Origin of the sequence: Rhodococcus sp. 15-649-2-2 (assembly GCF_002258645.1) — a bacterium.
GTDB lineage: Bacteria > Actinomycetota > Actinomycetes > Mycobacteriales > Mycobacteriaceae > Rhodococcoides.
Genome location: NZ_NPFM01000011.1, coordinates 66,911 through 81,838 on the forward strand (window position 1 = coordinate 66,911; position 14,928 = coordinate 81,838).

The following is a 14,928-nucleotide window of genomic DNA, read 5'->3' on the forward strand; positions in this document are numbered from 1 at the left end:
TCTTCCTTAAATTCCACTAGGCTCGGCGCAACTCTGCTGGCTTTAGAAGTCGTCATTTAGCCGCCCGTTCCGATTGATGCTCTGACTCGCACCGCTAGATTGGAAACTTCAGCGGATGCCCGGACCAACTGTCCACTCTGTGCTGCGAACTCACGCACCCGAGACTCCAACTCGTTGTAATCGGTAAAAGCGTTGGCATCCAATACGATTGCCAACCCAAAGTGCTCGAGATGCGTCCGAACCTTGAGCTCCGTTTCGGAACTGATACAAATCGCTTGCGCTCCCTCGGTCAAGCCTATTATTAAAGCGTGAATACGATTGCTGCAAACAAACACGGACTTGGAAAAAAGCTCACGCACGATTTGTTCCTGGCGGTTGTGAGACAGGTTAGGTGGCCAATCGATAAAGTTCCATCCTTCTTTTTTCGACAACCTCTCCATGGCGGTTCTATCACGCCTGACCTGACAGAAAACGGTCACGTTTGCTTTCCGTAGTTCGGCGAGTCGACGAATTTGACTCACCGCGTTCGCATCGAATGCTTCGGGTCGGTCGGACCTAAAAGTCACTGCGATTACGTCGCGTTTACCACCAATCGGTAGTAGAGACGGTACGTCGATCGCCCAATCTGGGACGAGACTGCCTGTCTTGAATTCACTACTCGATGCGCTGTCACGCCAGGTCGCCTCGGATACAAGTAACGAAGTAAACCGAACAACAGCTGTTGCAACTTTTGCGATGAATCCTGCACCGCGGTGGTCGACGGCTATACCAGTCCTCAATACAGCGCCTCCACGTAGGCGAACTGCAACGGCGGGAAGCATCAGAAGCGCGTAAGCCAGTATTGTGTTTCTATTTCTTTGAACTTCTCCCGGATTAAATATGAGTACTGGAGGACGGCGAAGAATTGCCTGCTTCAACAGAGAGAGGTACCATCTATATTTTGCTGTATATATCGTTGCTTCACGTGGTATTGCGAGGCCTTCGATGAAGGACTGGGAAGCAGACCCGACGTATATGCAAAAGCCGCTGCCTGTAGCAGAACTAGAGCCCACTAACTCCTGTAACAATCGGCGGCGGAGCACAACATCGCCGATGTTATCGTCTTGGCCGGTGCACCAGTAATACACTTTCGTCGCGTCGGTGTCAGTTTCAGAAATAGGTTTCAAGAGTCAGTCCTTTGGAAGCTTTACCCCGAGCAGGTATCTCGCGCACAGCAATTCTTTGTTCAGTAGGCCCCGTCGCTTCCAGCGACTGCTTTCATGGTCTTGGCAATGATGAGTAGATCCCCCACCATCGACCAGTTCTCGACATACGAAAGGTCAAGCCGGACAGTCTCTTCCCACGACAGATCGGATCTCCCGCTGACCTGCCACAGGCCGGTGACTCCAGGCTTGACCAACAGTCGCCGACGAACTTCACCGTTGTATGTCTCGACCTCGCGGCGCAGAGGTGGCCTCGGGCCCACCACACTCATCTCGCGCTTGAGAACGTTGAGGAACTGCGGTAGCTCGTCGAGACTGAAGCGTCGCAGCACTTTGCCCACGGGTGTCACCCGCGGATCGTCACGCATCTTGAACAAGACCCCGCCGGCACCCTCGTTCTGATCCAAGAGATGCGCAACTTGCTTGTCCGCGTCGGCGGTCATGCTGCGAAATTTGATCATCGAGAACGGTGTGCCGTCGATGCCCATTCGCTCGGACTTGTAGAACACCGGTCCGCGACTGGTTGCCTTCACTGCGATGGCGACTGCGAGCAGGATCGGCGATATGAGCACCAGCACCAGAGCCGCAAACGTGAGGTCGAAGGCTGTCTTGCTGAAACGCGTCGCGCCGTTGTACTGAGGCTTCTCGACGTGGATGAGAGGAAAGCCGGCCACGGGACGCATCACCAGACGCGGACCTGCAACATCGACCACACCCGGCGCAACCACCAAGTCGACGTCCTTCTTCTCGAGATCCCAGATCATCTTGCGAATGCCCTTGTTCCCGAGGTGCTCGGTTGCGGTGACGGCAACCGTATCGGCACCGCACTCACCGATTGCATCGAGAACGTCGTGCTCATCCCCCAGCACCGGAATCTCGGTGCCTTCCACATGAACCAACCCGTCCCGCGGAGCCTCGTAGCCGGGCATGCAGATTCCCACCACCGCGTAACCCGACGATGGAGATTTCTCGAATGACTGTGCCATCGATACCGCGGCCGATCGGCTACCCACGATCAATACCGAGGTCTTGTACTCGCCCTTGCTGCGCATTCGTGTGGCCACCTTGCGCCACACCCAGCGACTCAGCAGCAGCGCGAGCAGTCCGACGGGCAACGCGATGGCTAGATACAGGCGAGCGAAGTCGATGCGGAACAGCAGCGACACGATCGCGATAACGCCGAACAGACGGAAGGTTGCCGAGACGATACGTCGGTACTCCTCCGCGCCGTTTCCGATGACGCGAGGAGATCTGGTGCGGAAGATAGCGAGGAAGGCGATCCAGAGCGCAGCAAGTGCGATGGATACCCCGGTGTACGTCACCGTCGGGAGCAAACCCGCGGTCGCCACATCGCGGTCGCCGAAGCGCACGACCTGAGCCAGTGCGACCGACAGGACCACGGCAACGACGTCGGTTGTCCGCAGCCGCCTGATGTATTGCTGTTCCCACACGTGACGCGAAGTCAGGGTGCGTGTTGCCACTGCGCCCTGCCGGCGCGAATATCCCCACAGAGAGCGTTGTGCAGCCCCGACAGATGCCAACGTGCTCCCCTCCTCTGCACTACGGCGCCCACCGGAGGTAAGCGCGCGAGATCGGTTCGAACCAATCCGAAAAGCAACCGGTATCGAATTGAAATAGTCCCATGCCGCTATCCGATGCACCACGCGAGCGGCAGAGATCACAATGAAATAACAGCAGGTAATCGGTTTACCACACCATCGCCGACTAGGCGATACGGGTGGCATGAACTGACTGGGAGTAACCGCGCCAGAGCCGGAAAGTGTTACTTATGAACACAATCGACATGGCAACGTGAGGCTTCACAGGTTCCAGCACCGTTTATCGTGAGATCGAAAGCCGCAGTCCTGCCAATATCACGGCGAACAAACCATTGAACCGCCCCACCAGGGGTGAAACAAGGATTGTGCCGACATCGGCGCTCGCAAGAAGTCGAATAGACGAGAAGCTGCACCCAAAGGAATGTGCGCGATAATTCATTCCAACGAATGAATCATCTCGTGGATTGTCTGCAGTGATCAGGGACGGCCGAGCCCGCGGTAGTTCCACCCCGCCGCCCGCCACAGCTCCGGGTCCAGGCAGTTGCGTCCGTCGATCAGGGTCTTGCTGCGCACTGCGTCCTCCAGGTCCTTCGGAGTGAGTGCCTTGAACTCTTTCCATTCCGTCAGCACCAGCACTACGTCAGCGCCCTCGCAGGCTTCGAGCGCCGAGTTGCTGTAGGTCAGGGTGGGGAACAGTGCCCGCGAGTTCTCCATCGCCTTGGGGTCGTACACGTTGACCGCGGCACCTTGTAGCTGGATCTGCCCGGCCACGTTCAAAGCTGGTGAATCACGCACGTCGTCGGAGTCGGGTTTGAAGGCCGCACCGAGCACGGCGACCCGAGCGCCGAGGAGAGATCCGCATGCTTCGCGCGCCAGCTCCACCATGCGGGTACGGCGTCGCATGTTGATGTTGTCGACCTCGCGGAGGAACGTCAGAGCCTGGTCGGCACCGAGTTCGCCCGCCCTGGCCATGAACGCCCGGATGTCCTTGGGCAGGCAGCCACCGCCGAAGCCGATGCCGGCATTGAGGAACTTGCGGCCGATGCGCTCGTCGTGGCCGATGGCGTCGGCGAGCACGGTGACATCTGCACCAGCTGCCTCACACACCTCGGCAATGGCGTTGATGAACGAGATCTTGGTGGCCAGGAACGCGTTGGCCGATGCCTTGACCAGCTCGGCGGTCGCCAGATCGGTGACCAGGAACGGAATCTTCTCGTCGAGCAGCTGCGCGTAGACCTCGCGGGCCAGTTCCTCGGCGCGGCCCGGGCGGGCACGGTCGACACCCAACACCAGGCGATCGGGGTGAAGGGTGTCTTTCACGGCGTAACCCTCGCGGAGGAACTCCGGGTTCCAGGCGACCTCGACGCCGTCCCCAGCAGGTGCGAGTTCGCGGGCGATGCGGCCGAGCCGCTCGGCTGTGCCTACCGGCACGGTCGACTTACCGAATATGACCGCAGGCTTCGTCAGCAGTGGTGCCAGCGTCTCGATGACCGAGTCGACGAACTTCATGTCGGCCGCGAACTCCCCCTTCTTCTGAGGAGTACCGACTCCGAGGAAGTGCACCTCCGCGAAGTCTGCGGCTTCCTGGTACGACGCGGTGAAGCGCAGACGGCCGGCAGCGATGTTGCGCTGCAGTACCTCTTCGAGACCGGGCTCCCAGAACGGGACCTCACCGGCTTCGAGCTTGGCGAGCTTGGCCGGGTCCACATCGACACCGAGCACCTCGTGGCCGAGTTCGGCCATGCACGCGGCGTGAGTGGCACCGAGATAGCCGGTACCGAAGACTGTGATTCGCATTTGTTCCATTCCCCGTCGGTCGTTCTGAACAATGGCGTACTCGACAAGAGCCTGTGACGAGGCGTCACAGTAAGTGCCTGGAGGACACCGCCTTCAGGTCATGCACACACAGGGGAATAGTAAACACAGGCGATCAGGCTCGTCACCCAGGAGACTGCGGTCACTGAACCCGCTGAACAACCGGCAACGTGAAGGTTTCTCAGCGGCGAACGGGGAACTGCGGGTTCTCGGGCTCCTCGACGGCCTCGGCGCAACGGTGGATGAAATCGCTCAGCTCGGTGCGAACCTCGGGGGCAAGCAGATCCAACGGGGCCTCGGTGCCGTGATACTCGGCAAACGCCGATGTGTAGGCATCCACGCTGTCGGAGATCACCGCGTGCAGCGAGGTCGACCGATTCAGATGCACCCGTGCGATCTGGTCTACTCGATCGGACAAGAAATCATGAAAAGAACTCTGCGCCATGGTAATACCGGATCCGTTCTCCGAAATAGTCGACATCACAACATCATACGAACAAAACCGACCGCCTGCACGGTGAGCGGGGTGAGAAAGAGACCGACGTCAGTACGCGCCTTCGCTCTTGAACACGGCCACCGCCGTCTTGGCGATGATGAGCAGATCCCCCGTCATCGACCAGTTCTCGACGTACGAGAGATCGAGGCGCACGCTCTCCTCCCACGACAGATCGGATCGGCCACTGACCTGCCACAATCCGGTGATGCCCGGCTTGACGAGCAGTCGGCGGCGCACCTCGCCGTCGTAGGTTTCCACTTCACTGCGCAGTGGTGGCCGCGGACCGACCACACTCATCTCGCGCTTGAGCACGTTGACGAACTGCGGTAGCTCGTCGAGGCTGAACTTACGCATCACCTTGCCGACGCGGGTCACCCGTGGATCGTCACGCATCTTGAACAACACGCCGCCCGCGCCCTCGTTGAGAGCGGCCAACTCCTGCACACGCCTGTCTGCATCCTGCACCATGCTGCGGAACTTGATCATCTGGAAAGGCTTGCCGTCGATGCCCATTCGCTCGGACTTGTAGAAAATCGAACCCTTGCTGGTGACCTTGATGATCACCGCGAGCGCAATGAGAATTGGCGAGATCAGCAGCAGCACCGATGCGGCGAACACGAAGTCGAAGGCCGTCTTGCTGAACCGCTTCGCGCCGTTGTACTGAGGCTTCTCCACGTGGATCAGCGGGAAGTTCGCCACCGGCCGCATCACCAGCCGCGGACCGGCCACGTCCACCACGCCCGGCGAAACGACGAGGTCCACCTTCTTCTTTTCCAAGTCCCACACCATCTTTCGTAGGCCGCGATGGCCGATGTGCTCGGTGGCCGTCACCGCGACGGTGTCGGCTCCGGAGGTCTCGATGGCCTCGACAACACTGTGCTCGTCTCCCAATACAGGGATCTCGACGCCGTCGATGGTGAAGGACGTGTCGTTGCCGGGCTCGTAGTTGGGGAGGCAGATTCCGACCACGCTGTAGCCCGCTTGGGGGGAACGCTCGAACGACTTGGCCATCGACAGCGCCGAACTACGGCTGCCGACAATGAGCACCGACGTCTGATAACCGCCGCCGGCGCGCTTGCGGGCGACCACCTTGCGCCAAATCCACCGACTCAGCAACAGGCCGATCATGCCGACGGGTAGCGCGATGGCGAGATACAGACGAGCAATGTCGAACTGGAAGAGCAGCGACAGAATGGCAATCGTGCCGAACAATCGGAACGTGGCAGAGACGATGCGCCCGTACTCCTCCGACCCGTTGCCTATCACCCGCGGGGAACGAGTGCGGAAAATGGCGAGGAACGCCAACCACAACACCGCGAGTACAGACGAGACGCCGAAATAGCTCACGATGGCCCACGGCTGACCGAAGTCGATATCGCCGAAACGGATGATCTGAGCAACCGTCACGGCACCGAGAACAACAAGAGTGTCGGTCACCCGCAGACCCTCGGTGTAGTGCGCTTCCCACTCGCGACGTGACGTCACCTTCCGCATCCTCCTCGCGTCGCGCCGCGAAACTACCGGATTCTGCGTATTCAGATCGCTGACCGACACTGACTATTCCCCCTCGGTACGTGTGCCTTGTCGAACTTCCGTGATCGACACAGCACCGTGCCTCCCAGTCCTATTATCTGCCTTCATCGTGCTGAACGTGACTTGTGATAACGATATGTTGATCGACGCGAAGCCGCAGGTCGTTACATGTTTCGAGTGCATTAACCAGAGGCGTCCACTGTGTTTCTGGCAGCCGCGAATTCGCTGATCCGCCCCCTCCCGGGGACCAGTGAGCAACAGATTCTCGCTCGATGTCAAGCATTGTCGGTCGATTGCACGACGCGTGGTGCCATGCCCGAGAAGGCCGTCCACATTCGGTGCCCCAGTTCCCGTTGCCCCGCACCGCTGTAGTGGATCTTCTCGGTCTCGCTGTTGTAGAGACCCTTCGGGCCCGGCACGTACGCAACGTTTGTCCTTCGACGCGGAGTATCGGCATGTACCGCGTCGATGACGGCGTAGTTGGGCTCCCCCGCTTCGATTTCGTCCGGCACCATCTGACCCAGAACGAACGGGGCATCACCGAATTCTTCACGCACGGCATCGATGAGACTGTCGAGTTTCTCGGCGTATGCCGGCCCGGTCAGCAACGGTACGTCGCTCTCGCCCTGATGCCACAGCACCGCGGCGAGCTCGTTGCCGGGCTTGGTGGCCAGACCGGTTCGGATGCGCTGCACAGCATCCCAGAACAGATTGACGCGGGCCCCGTTGTCGGCCGGATCCCACGAGATGCCGTGGATGCGCGCAAAGCCCGAGTCTCCCCGCGCGTAGGGAACGAGCAACACCGGCTTACCCGTCGAATCGGCGAGGTGCGCTGCAAACGTGGGAGCGAATCCGACTGCCTTGGAGGGGACCTCGTGAAACAGCGGATTGCTGCCCGCCACGATGGTGTTCTTCGACCGCCCCGACGCTGCCCACTGATGCACCCGGGGATGCGGAGCGTCGAGACCGGATCGATCCAACCCACGGCCCCCGCCATGAGCGTTCGACTGCCCCAACACAGCGACCACCAGGTACGGCTCGTCGAACTCCTCCACTGGAATGCCTCGTCCCAGACGCCTCTTGACGACGTCCTTCGCACGCACCTTCAGGTCTTCACGAAATCCCATTTCAATCCCCCTCATCGACTGCAATCGTTCTGCGCCGGTACCCCGGCGAATCGATCACCTATCCACTGATTGACGGCGTCGCCGTTCACGTCCCCGTGCCCCCGCCCGGCCTGTCGATCGATGGTGATGACGTCTCCGAACGCACACGCCTGCTCGAGTGCCGCATCGGTCCACGCCGCGTCGATGAAGGTGTCGGCGTCGCCGTAGGCCACCAGCATCGGTGCCGACGCCGGCCCCGTGGGCACGGCCATCGCCGTCAGCGCCTCACGCAGTGCCGCCGCCGCGTCGTCTGACTTGGGTGCAAAGTCTTTGTCGCCGAGCCGTTTCACCGCTTCGTCGCGGGCACCGGCCTTGTCCGGAGTACACCCGGTGAGCGCAGCCCAGTCCTGCGCGGCGTTGCCGCTGCGATAGTCGTCGAGATTCAGGGCAGGATCACGTCGCGACAACGACTCGAGTACCCATTGCAGCAGCGGACTCTGATCGACGGTCAATGTCCCCGCGATGGCCTTGTCCACCAACCCGACCATGTTCGCACCCGGTGCCAGCGCCACCGAGCCGACCAGATCCAACTCGGGGGCGTAGGAACCGGCGAGTTCGTTCGCGGCCCACGCAGCGCCACCACCCTGCGAGCCACCGAACGCAGCCCACCGAGTACCAGCGTCGGGAAAGACTGTGCGCAAAGCCCGAACGGCATCGATGACGTCGTAGCCGGCCGCGATGTTGTCCAGGTAAGCGTGACTGCCGGGGTGTCCCAGGCCCTCGTAGTCGGTGATGGCCACGGCGAATCCCGCTGCGGTGTAGCCCTGTACGAGCGCCGAAGCACCGAGCAGCGAGCTGGATTCCGACGGCGCACAGTCCTGCTCGATGCCCGTTGTGCCATGGGCGTAGGAGATGATCGGCCAACCGCCCTCGGGGGCATCACCGGACGGGGTGAACACCGTGCCCGATACTTCTCGTTCCCCCGCTCCCGGCTGTACCGAGCGATACACCACCTTCGCTGCGTTCACTCCCGAAAGCCGCACCTGGATCGGCAGATTGGGCATGGTCTCGGCACTGACTATCGACCCGCTGCCTGTCCCAGGGTCCGCGATCACCATCGGCTCGGTATCCGCACCTCGCACCGCCGCCGCGACGCCGCGCTGCACCTCCGCACCGATCGGCACGACGGCGGTGCATCCTGCAAGGACAGGCAGCAGCACCAATGCTGTGAGCGCTCGATGTGTTCGACGCATGAAACTATTTGCTGGCCTTGAACCTACGGGCGTAGGTCAACGCCGGCTTCTCGATGAAGCGGTAGGTCAACGTTCCGAATCCGATGCTGACCACGCTGACCAGAACGAAATTGCGGAGCATGCCCAGCGGGCTGTCGCCGGCCATCCAGCCGAAGCGACCCACCATGATCAGGACGGGAAAGTGCCAGAGGTACACGCTGAGCGAGATCATGCCCACATAGCTCAGCGGTGCCCAATCTGCGCGTTCGGCGAGCGAGGACTTCTCCCCTCGGGCAAGTGGCACGATGATGAACAAGATGAGCAGGGCCGAGCCGAAGGCGACGGTGGAACTCTGCCAGCGAGAGTTGTCGTCGATCAGCTTCAATGAGATCGCGGCTGTGGGAATCATCGCGATTCCCGTCCACCACCGCATCTTGGTTGCGATGGCACCCTTCATGATTCCGTTGTCTATCGCGACGAACACCACGGCTGCGAGCATCCCGTACGTGAAATTGTCGGCCAACGACCAGAAGCTACGGCTGAGTACCGCGACCTCGTTGGGTCCCCAATCCAACAATTTCGGATCGGTGATGCCCGACGGCCCCACGAGCGAGGCGGTGTACAACTTCCCGGTCACACCGATGACGAACATGATCACCACCGGAATCATCGCCAGCAGCGGGGCCGAGATGGACGTTCGCTTACGCAGATAGAACGCGATGCCCGTCAGCAGCGGAAGCGCGAGATAGAACGCGAACTCCAACGACAGCGACCACGACGGGTTGATCCCGGTTTGGAGCATGCTCGGAATGTAGGAGTGCACCAGAGTCAGATTGGCCAGCAGCGTCAGCGGATCGGTGAGCACTCCCAGTCCGTTGTCGGTGAAATGCCGCTCGGCGACGGCCGCGTTCTCCACGAACACCGCGCGCATGACGAAGTTCGCGAACAGGAAGATGAACAGGTACGCGGGGAACACGCGCAGCAGGCGGTGCATCGCGTAGCTGACGTTGTTCGGCATCGGTTTGCCCGCGAACAACTTTCGCACCATCGGCAGGAAGATGAGGAAGCCCGACAGGGCGAAGAAGAAGATCAGACCCTGGCCGAGCAGCCCGAGCTTGTACGTGAGCACGGTCTGCGGCGAGTAGTGACCACCGACGTGCACGGCGAGCACACACAGACACGCGAAACCACGCGGCCCGTCGAGGCCGAGAATACGAGCGGGCCGCTTGGATTCGCTGCTCACCGGAGACACAGGCTCAGTTGCTGCGGCCGCGGTGCTGTCTGGAGTTGCTGTCATGACTGCCTTCTACAAGGTCACGGAGCCGGAGGTGGAGCCGGGCAGAAGCTGACGGCCTCGGTGCCGGCGAACCGGTCCGCCAGCCATCCGAACGCAGCAGCACCGTCGATGTCTGCGTGACCGGAATTCGGTTGGAGCACATACTGAATACTGTCGCCGTTGCCGCAGCCGGCGGCGATCGCCGCATCCGTCCACGGTTGTGAGATCAACGTGTCCTTGCCGCCGTAGATCACCAACATCGGAGCCGACGCAGGCGACTTGGGCAGGCTCATCTCCCTCAGATAGCCCTCGAGCGTGGCGGTCGCCTCCGGAGTTGCCGGGCGCAGATCGTCGTCGCTGATCTGGGCCGCCAAGGATGTACGGTCGGCAGCGAGGACGCCGCCACAGGCCGACAGCTCGTCCCACTTCTCGGCCACGATGCCCCTGCGGTAGTCGTCGAGATTCAGCTCGGGATGAGCCTGAGCCAAGCCCACCAGAACCCACTGCAGCAGCGGCTTCTGATCCTCGGTGAGCGTGCCGCTCGCTGCCGCCGCGGCCAACCCGGTGATGTCTGCTGCAGGAACAAGGCTGACCGATCCGACCATGTCGAGACCTTCGCCGTAACTCTTCGCCAATTCGTTTGCAGCCCAGGATGCTTGACCACCCTGAGAACCACCGAACGACGCCCATCGGGTCGAGGTGTTCGGCACCAACTTGCGGGCGGCACGTACCGAATCGATCAGGTTGTTCCCGACGGTACGTGCATCGAGATACGGGTGGTAGGTGCCGTCGAGACCGAGCCCCTGGTAGTCCGAGACCGCAACCACGTGTCCGGAGCGCACCAGCGCCGCAACGATCTGGGAACTGCCGAGCAGCTCCGGGTCGGTCGACGGGCCGCAATCCTCGAGCACCCCCGTGGTGCCGTGGCCGTAGGCGATGATCGGCCAACCACCCTCCGGCGCTGTGCCTTCCGGAGCGAAGACGGTGCCCGATACCCGCTGCTCGGATCCGTCCACTCCGGACGTGGAGGTGTACACCACTCGCGCGGCGATGGAAGAGATTCCGCTCAGCCGGCGATCGACGGTGAGCAACTCCTCCGCACTTTCCAGAGAGCCAGGGCCGTCGTTGCCGTAATCGGCGGGCAGCGTGGCCCCGACCGCCACGGATTGCGGATCCACCACCGCGTCGTCCGAAGAACACCCCGCCGATATCAAGACCAGCGCCAAGGCGCCGGCCGTTGCCGCTCTGCGCAGCATCGTTGTTCCTGTGTAGTTCATCGCTTCTCCCCCATGACTTGCCCCAGCAATTGTTCGACCTGGTCGCGATGGTCGATCGAATCTCGCGAAATCCCCCTCGCGAGCACAAGCACACTGGCGAGAACGATGCCCATGACGCCGCCCAGCGTCGCGTTGCTCGTGCGTTTCGGGCTGGTTGCCGAGCTCGGAGTGGTGGCCGCGTCCACCAGAGTAAGTTGAGACACCGGCCCGTCGGCCCCCAGATCGATCTCCGCGGCCAGCTTGACCAGTTGGACCGCAACGGAATTGGCGATATCACGGGCGCGGTCGGCGTCGGCGTTCACCACCGAGATCTCGATCAGCGCAGAGCCTGGACTCGGCGCCGCCGTGATGTCCTTCTTCAGCTCGGCAGGTTCGATCGGTAGATCCTCGGACGCGATAACGCGTCGGAGGACCTGCTCGCCGGTGGCAAGCTGAACATACGACTCGACGCGAACCAGAGATCCACGGTTGCCGTCCAACGAATTCTTGGGCGACGGTGGACCGGGCGCAGTGACGAACACTCGTGAGGCCGCTGTGTAGGACGGTTCCACGACCGATGTCGCCAACCATGCGACGCCCGCAGACAGTACGGCCGCAGCCACGATCAAGACCCAGCCGGACAACAGAATACGGCTGTAGTCCTTGAGGGTCGGCACACCGGCCGGCGCGATCATCGCTTCTGCTCACACGTGTTGACGGGTCGCTGGCCGGCGAACATGCCCTTGACCCACGGCAACGACCGACTGCTGTCCAGGTTGCCGTGACCTTCGCCCTGATGCAGCTCGTATTCGACGACGTCCCCGGAGTCGCACGCGCGCTGCAACGCCTTCTCGGTCCACGGTTCGAGTATCAGATCGTCCTCGCTGCCGTACATGACCAGCAATGGTGTGGTCGAACGTTGTTGCGGCAGAGCCATGGCCGAGAGATAGCCGCGCAGACGATCCGTGGCCTCCTGGCTCACCGGCTTCAGATCCGAGGGCTCGAGCTGTGTCTGCAACTCGGGAACGTCCAACGATCCCGGCGGGACGCACTCGAGCAGATCGTTCCATCGCTCCCGCGCGAAGCCGGACCGGTAGTCGTCGAGATTCATCTCGGGATGCGAGATCGCCAGCGAAGACAGCGCGTACATGAGCAAGGGGTACTGCGCGCGGGTGAGCGTCTCGTTCGCAGCCGCGTCGGCCAAACCGGCCATATCCGACACCGGCACCATCGCGGCCGTACCGACCAGCTCCAGTCCGCCGCCGTATTCGGCGTTGCGGTCGCTTGCCGCCCACGCCGCCATCCCGCCGAGCGAGACACCGTATGCCGACCACCGAGAGCTCAGCGTGGGCATGAAGTTCCTGGCCGCGCGCACGGCATCGATCATGTTGTAGCCGAACGTCTTCGAGTCGAGGTAGGGATGATAGGACCCCTCGAGCCCCAGGCCCTGATAGTCGGTCATCGCCACCGCGAATCCGTTCAGAGCGAGTGCGGCCACGATAGGAGCGTTACCGAGCAGGTTCGCGTACAGCGAGGGGCCGCAGGCGTTCAGCACTCCCGTGGTTCCGTGTCCGAACGACACGATCGGCCAGCCACCCTCGGGCGCCGTGCCGGCCGGCACGATGACGGTTCCCGAGACCTCCGTCGGTTGACCGGTGACGCCCGAGGTCGACCGATACACCACCCGGGTAGCGGAAGCACCGAGCTCGGTGATGTCGACGGCAATGTCGTCGATCGGTTCGGCCGAAATCAGCGAACCCGGTTCATTCCCACCGAAATTCGACGGAGGAGGCGGCTCCGACGCCGTCGCGGACGCCGTGACCGGAGCCGTCGGCACGCCGGGAGGGATGACCACGGGCGCTTCCTTCGAACAGGAGACCAGCACCGCCGCGACGGTCAGCACCACGCCGACCTTGGCCGCGCACCTACCTGCCATCGAAGCTATCCTCTGCTCGCCGAGGAGCTCGCAGTGTCGCTCGTCGCCGGCGTGGGCCGGGGTGCTGCGGACTGGGCCGGTGCCGACGGAGCCGACGTGGAAGGTTCTGCAGCAGAGGGCTTTACCGAGGACTCGCCGGACGACGAGGAGTTTCCACCGAGAAGGCGTCGGCCGGAGGGCTCGAATGTGGTGACCACTCCCAGTACGGTGCCGCTGACACCGTCGAGCACCTTGATCGCACGTCGCAGCTTCTCCCGTGTCGTTCGGCCGGTGCGCGCGAGAACCAGTGTGCCGTCTGCCAATGCAGTGAGAATCGCACCGTCGGTGACCTCGAGCAGAGGCGGGGTGTCGACAATGACGTAGCGGTAGTCGCCGCGCAGTTCCTCGAGTACCTCGTGGGCACGGTCCGATCCGAGCAGCTCGCTCGGATTGGGCGGCACCGGGCCCGAGGGCAGTACCGATACACCGTCGAACACATCGTGCACAACGGCGTCCTCGATGCCGTGCTCACCGGAGAGCACCGTCGACAGTCCGCTGTGCTGATCGATGCCCAAGCGAGTCCCTAGGGCTGCGCTGCGAAGATCGCCGCCGACGAGCAGCACCCGGTGCCCTGCTTCGGCAAGAATTGCCGCCAGATCGATGGCGGTGCTGGTGCGACCTTCGGCCGCGGACGGGCTCGTGACGGTGATGATGCGCGGCGGCGAGCCACCGCCGAGGAAGCGAATGTTGGTGCGCAGCGCGCGCAGTGGCTCGCCCATCTTGATCATCGACGCCACCGCTGCCTTCGGGCGAGTTGCATCGACCGGGAGTCCGCCGAGAACGGTGCGGCCCGAGATCTCCTCCGCGCGCGACCGATCCCGAACAGAACGGTCCAGCAGTCCGCGAAGCAATGCGAGTGCAAGACCGACGACGAGGCCGATGGCAGCACCGAGTCCGAGGACGGTGGTCAAACCCATGCCGATCGGTGCGGCCGGAACATCGCCCTGATCGACGATGGTGGCACCGGCGGCCGGGCTACCACCCCGCTGGGAGGTTTCGAGTTCCTGCACCAACTGGGTCAGCTGACCGGCGACCGCGTTGGTCAAGACCTGAGCGACCGCAGGGTCGGCGTCGGTGGCACAGAGATCGAGCAACACCGTCTTGTCGATCGGAGTGGCGGTGACGCGTGAACGCAGCTCGTCCGGAGACATGTCCAACTGCAACTGATCGATCGCCCGCTGGGCAACCTGTGTGCTGGTTGCCAATCCGGCATAGGAGGTGACGCGTTCCTGCGAGAACAGGTTGTTCTGGTAGGCCTCGCCGACCGAGCTGCCACCTTCGGTGGTGACGAACAGTCGGGCGCACGCCTGGTACTGCGGCGTCGTGAAGAGCGTGTAGGCCCAACCTCCGACGATGCCGACGACCATCGCGAGCGCGACGATCCACCATCCCGCGCGAAGAATGCGCCCGTACTCTCGAATCTCCACGAGTGCTCCAATCGAATGACGTCGGTCAAGGGGAAAGAATAAAGCGCAGCG

General features: G+C 62.3%; 12 protein-coding genes. All 12 read right to left on the reverse strand.

All coding sequences use genetic code 11. From position 1 onward, the window contains the following. Positions 1-56 precede the first annotated feature (56 nt). Positions 57-1,166: a polysaccharide pyruvyl transferase family protein gene (locus CH305_RS28715; RefSeq protein ID WP_143545252.1), complete on the reverse strand. Its 1,110-nt coding sequence runs from the start codon at positions 1,164-1,166 to the stop codon at positions 57-59. A 59-nt stretch (positions 1,167-1,225) separates the two neighbouring features. Next, positions 1,226-2,668, reverse strand: a complete 1,443-nt coding sequence (locus CH305_RS05370) for a sugar transferase (protein ID WP_373454539.1) — start codon at positions 2,666-2,668, stop codon at positions 1,226-1,228. Between the two features lie 570 nt (positions 2,669-3,238). After that, positions 3,239-4,558, reverse strand: a complete 1,320-nt coding sequence (locus tag CH305_RS05375; protein WP_094703185.1) for a UDP-glucose/GDP-mannose dehydrogenase family protein — start codon at positions 4,556-4,558, stop codon at positions 3,239-3,241. A gap of 199 nt (positions 4,559-4,757) precedes the next feature. After that, the gene (locus CH305_RS05380) at positions 4,758-5,057 is read right to left on the reverse strand and encodes a hypothetical protein (protein ID WP_143545253.1); all 300 of its coding nucleotides are present in this window, start codon (positions 5,055-5,057) and stop codon (positions 4,758-4,760) included. A 63-nt stretch (positions 5,058-5,120) separates the two neighbouring features. Further along, positions 5,121-6,566: a sugar transferase gene (locus CH305_RS05385; protein ID WP_094703186.1), complete on the reverse strand. Its 1,446-nt coding sequence runs from the start codon at positions 6,564-6,566 to the stop codon at positions 5,121-5,123. Positions 6,567-6,880: 314 nt separating this feature from the next. Then, positions 6,881-7,747 carry a sialate O-acetylesterase gene (locus CH305_RS05390; protein WP_256983553.1) on the reverse strand — a complete coding sequence of 289 codons (867 nt, stop codon included), beginning with the start codon at positions 7,745-7,747 and terminating at the stop codon, positions 6,881-6,883. After that, positions 7,744-8,964 carry a lipase family protein gene (locus CH305_RS05395; protein WP_094703044.1) on the reverse strand — a complete coding sequence of 407 codons (1,221 nt, stop codon included), beginning with the start codon at positions 8,962-8,964 and terminating at the stop codon, positions 7,744-7,746. Before CH305_RS05395 ends, CH305_RS05390 begins: the two co-directional genes overlap by 4 nt. A gap of 4 nt (positions 8,965-8,968) precedes the next feature. Next, the gene (locus CH305_RS05400) at positions 8,969-10,240 is read right to left on the reverse strand and encodes an acyltransferase (RefSeq protein ID WP_094703045.1); all 1,272 of its coding nucleotides are present in this window, start codon (positions 10,238-10,240) and stop codon (positions 8,969-8,971) included. A 17-nt stretch (positions 10,241-10,257) separates the two neighbouring features. Continuing rightward, positions 10,258-11,496, reverse strand: a complete 1,239-nt coding sequence (locus tag CH305_RS05405) for a lipase family protein (protein ID WP_256983554.1) — start codon at positions 11,494-11,496, stop codon at positions 10,258-10,260. After that, a complete protein-coding gene (locus tag CH305_RS05410) occupies positions 11,493-12,170 on the reverse strand; it encodes a YveK family protein (protein ID WP_094703046.1) in 678 nt (225 codons plus the stop codon). Before CH305_RS05410 ends, CH305_RS05405 begins: the two co-directional genes overlap by 4 nt. Then, the gene (locus CH305_RS05415; RefSeq protein WP_094703047.1) at positions 12,167-13,411 is read right to left on the reverse strand and encodes a S9 family peptidase; all 1,245 of its coding nucleotides are present in this window, start codon (positions 13,409-13,411) and stop codon (positions 12,167-12,169) included. The genes CH305_RS05410 and CH305_RS05415 overlap by 4 nt, the downstream gene beginning before the upstream one ends. Positions 13,412-13,416: 5 nt before the next feature. Then, on the reverse strand, positions 13,417-14,877 hold the full coding sequence (locus CH305_RS05420; RefSeq protein WP_094703048.1) for a polysaccharide biosynthesis tyrosine autokinase: 1,461 nt from the start codon (positions 14,875-14,877) through the stop codon (positions 13,417-13,419). Positions 14,878-14,928 lie beyond the last annotated feature (51 nt).

Coding starts and splice junctions, on each gene's coding strand:
- CH305_RS05375 (WP_094703185.1), bottom strand. CDS start 4,558: ATGCGAATCACAGTCTTCGGTACCGGCTATCTCGGTGCCACTCACGCC.
- CH305_RS05380 (WP_143545253.1), bottom strand. CDS start 5,057: ATGTCGACTATTTCGGAGAACGGATCCGGTATTACCATGGCGCAGAGT.
- CH305_RS05385 (WP_094703186.1), bottom strand. CDS start 6,566: ATGCGGAAGGTGACGTCACGTCGCGAGTGGGAAGCGCACTACACCGAG.
- CH305_RS05390 (WP_256983553.1), bottom strand. CDS start 7,747: ATGAGGGGGATTGAAATGGGATTTCGTGAAGACCTGAAGGTGCGTGCG.
- CH305_RS05395 (WP_094703044.1), bottom strand. CDS start 8,964: ATGCGTCGAACACATCGAGCGCTCACAGCATTGGTGCTGCTGCCTGTC.
- CH305_RS05400 (WP_094703045.1), bottom strand. CDS start 10,240: ATGACAGCAACTCCAGACAGCACCGCGGCCGCAGCAACTGAGCCTGTG.
- CH305_RS05405 (WP_256983554.1), bottom strand. CDS start 11,496: ATGAACTACACAGGAACAACGATGCTGCGCAGAGCGGCAACGGCCGGC.
- CH305_RS05410 (WP_094703046.1), bottom strand. CDS start 12,170: ATGATCGCGCCGGCCGGTGTGCCGACCCTCAAGGACTACAGCCGTATT.
- CH305_RS05415 (WP_094703047.1), bottom strand. CDS start 13,411: ATGGCAGGTAGGTGCGCGGCCAAGGTCGGCGTGGTGCTGACCGTCGCG.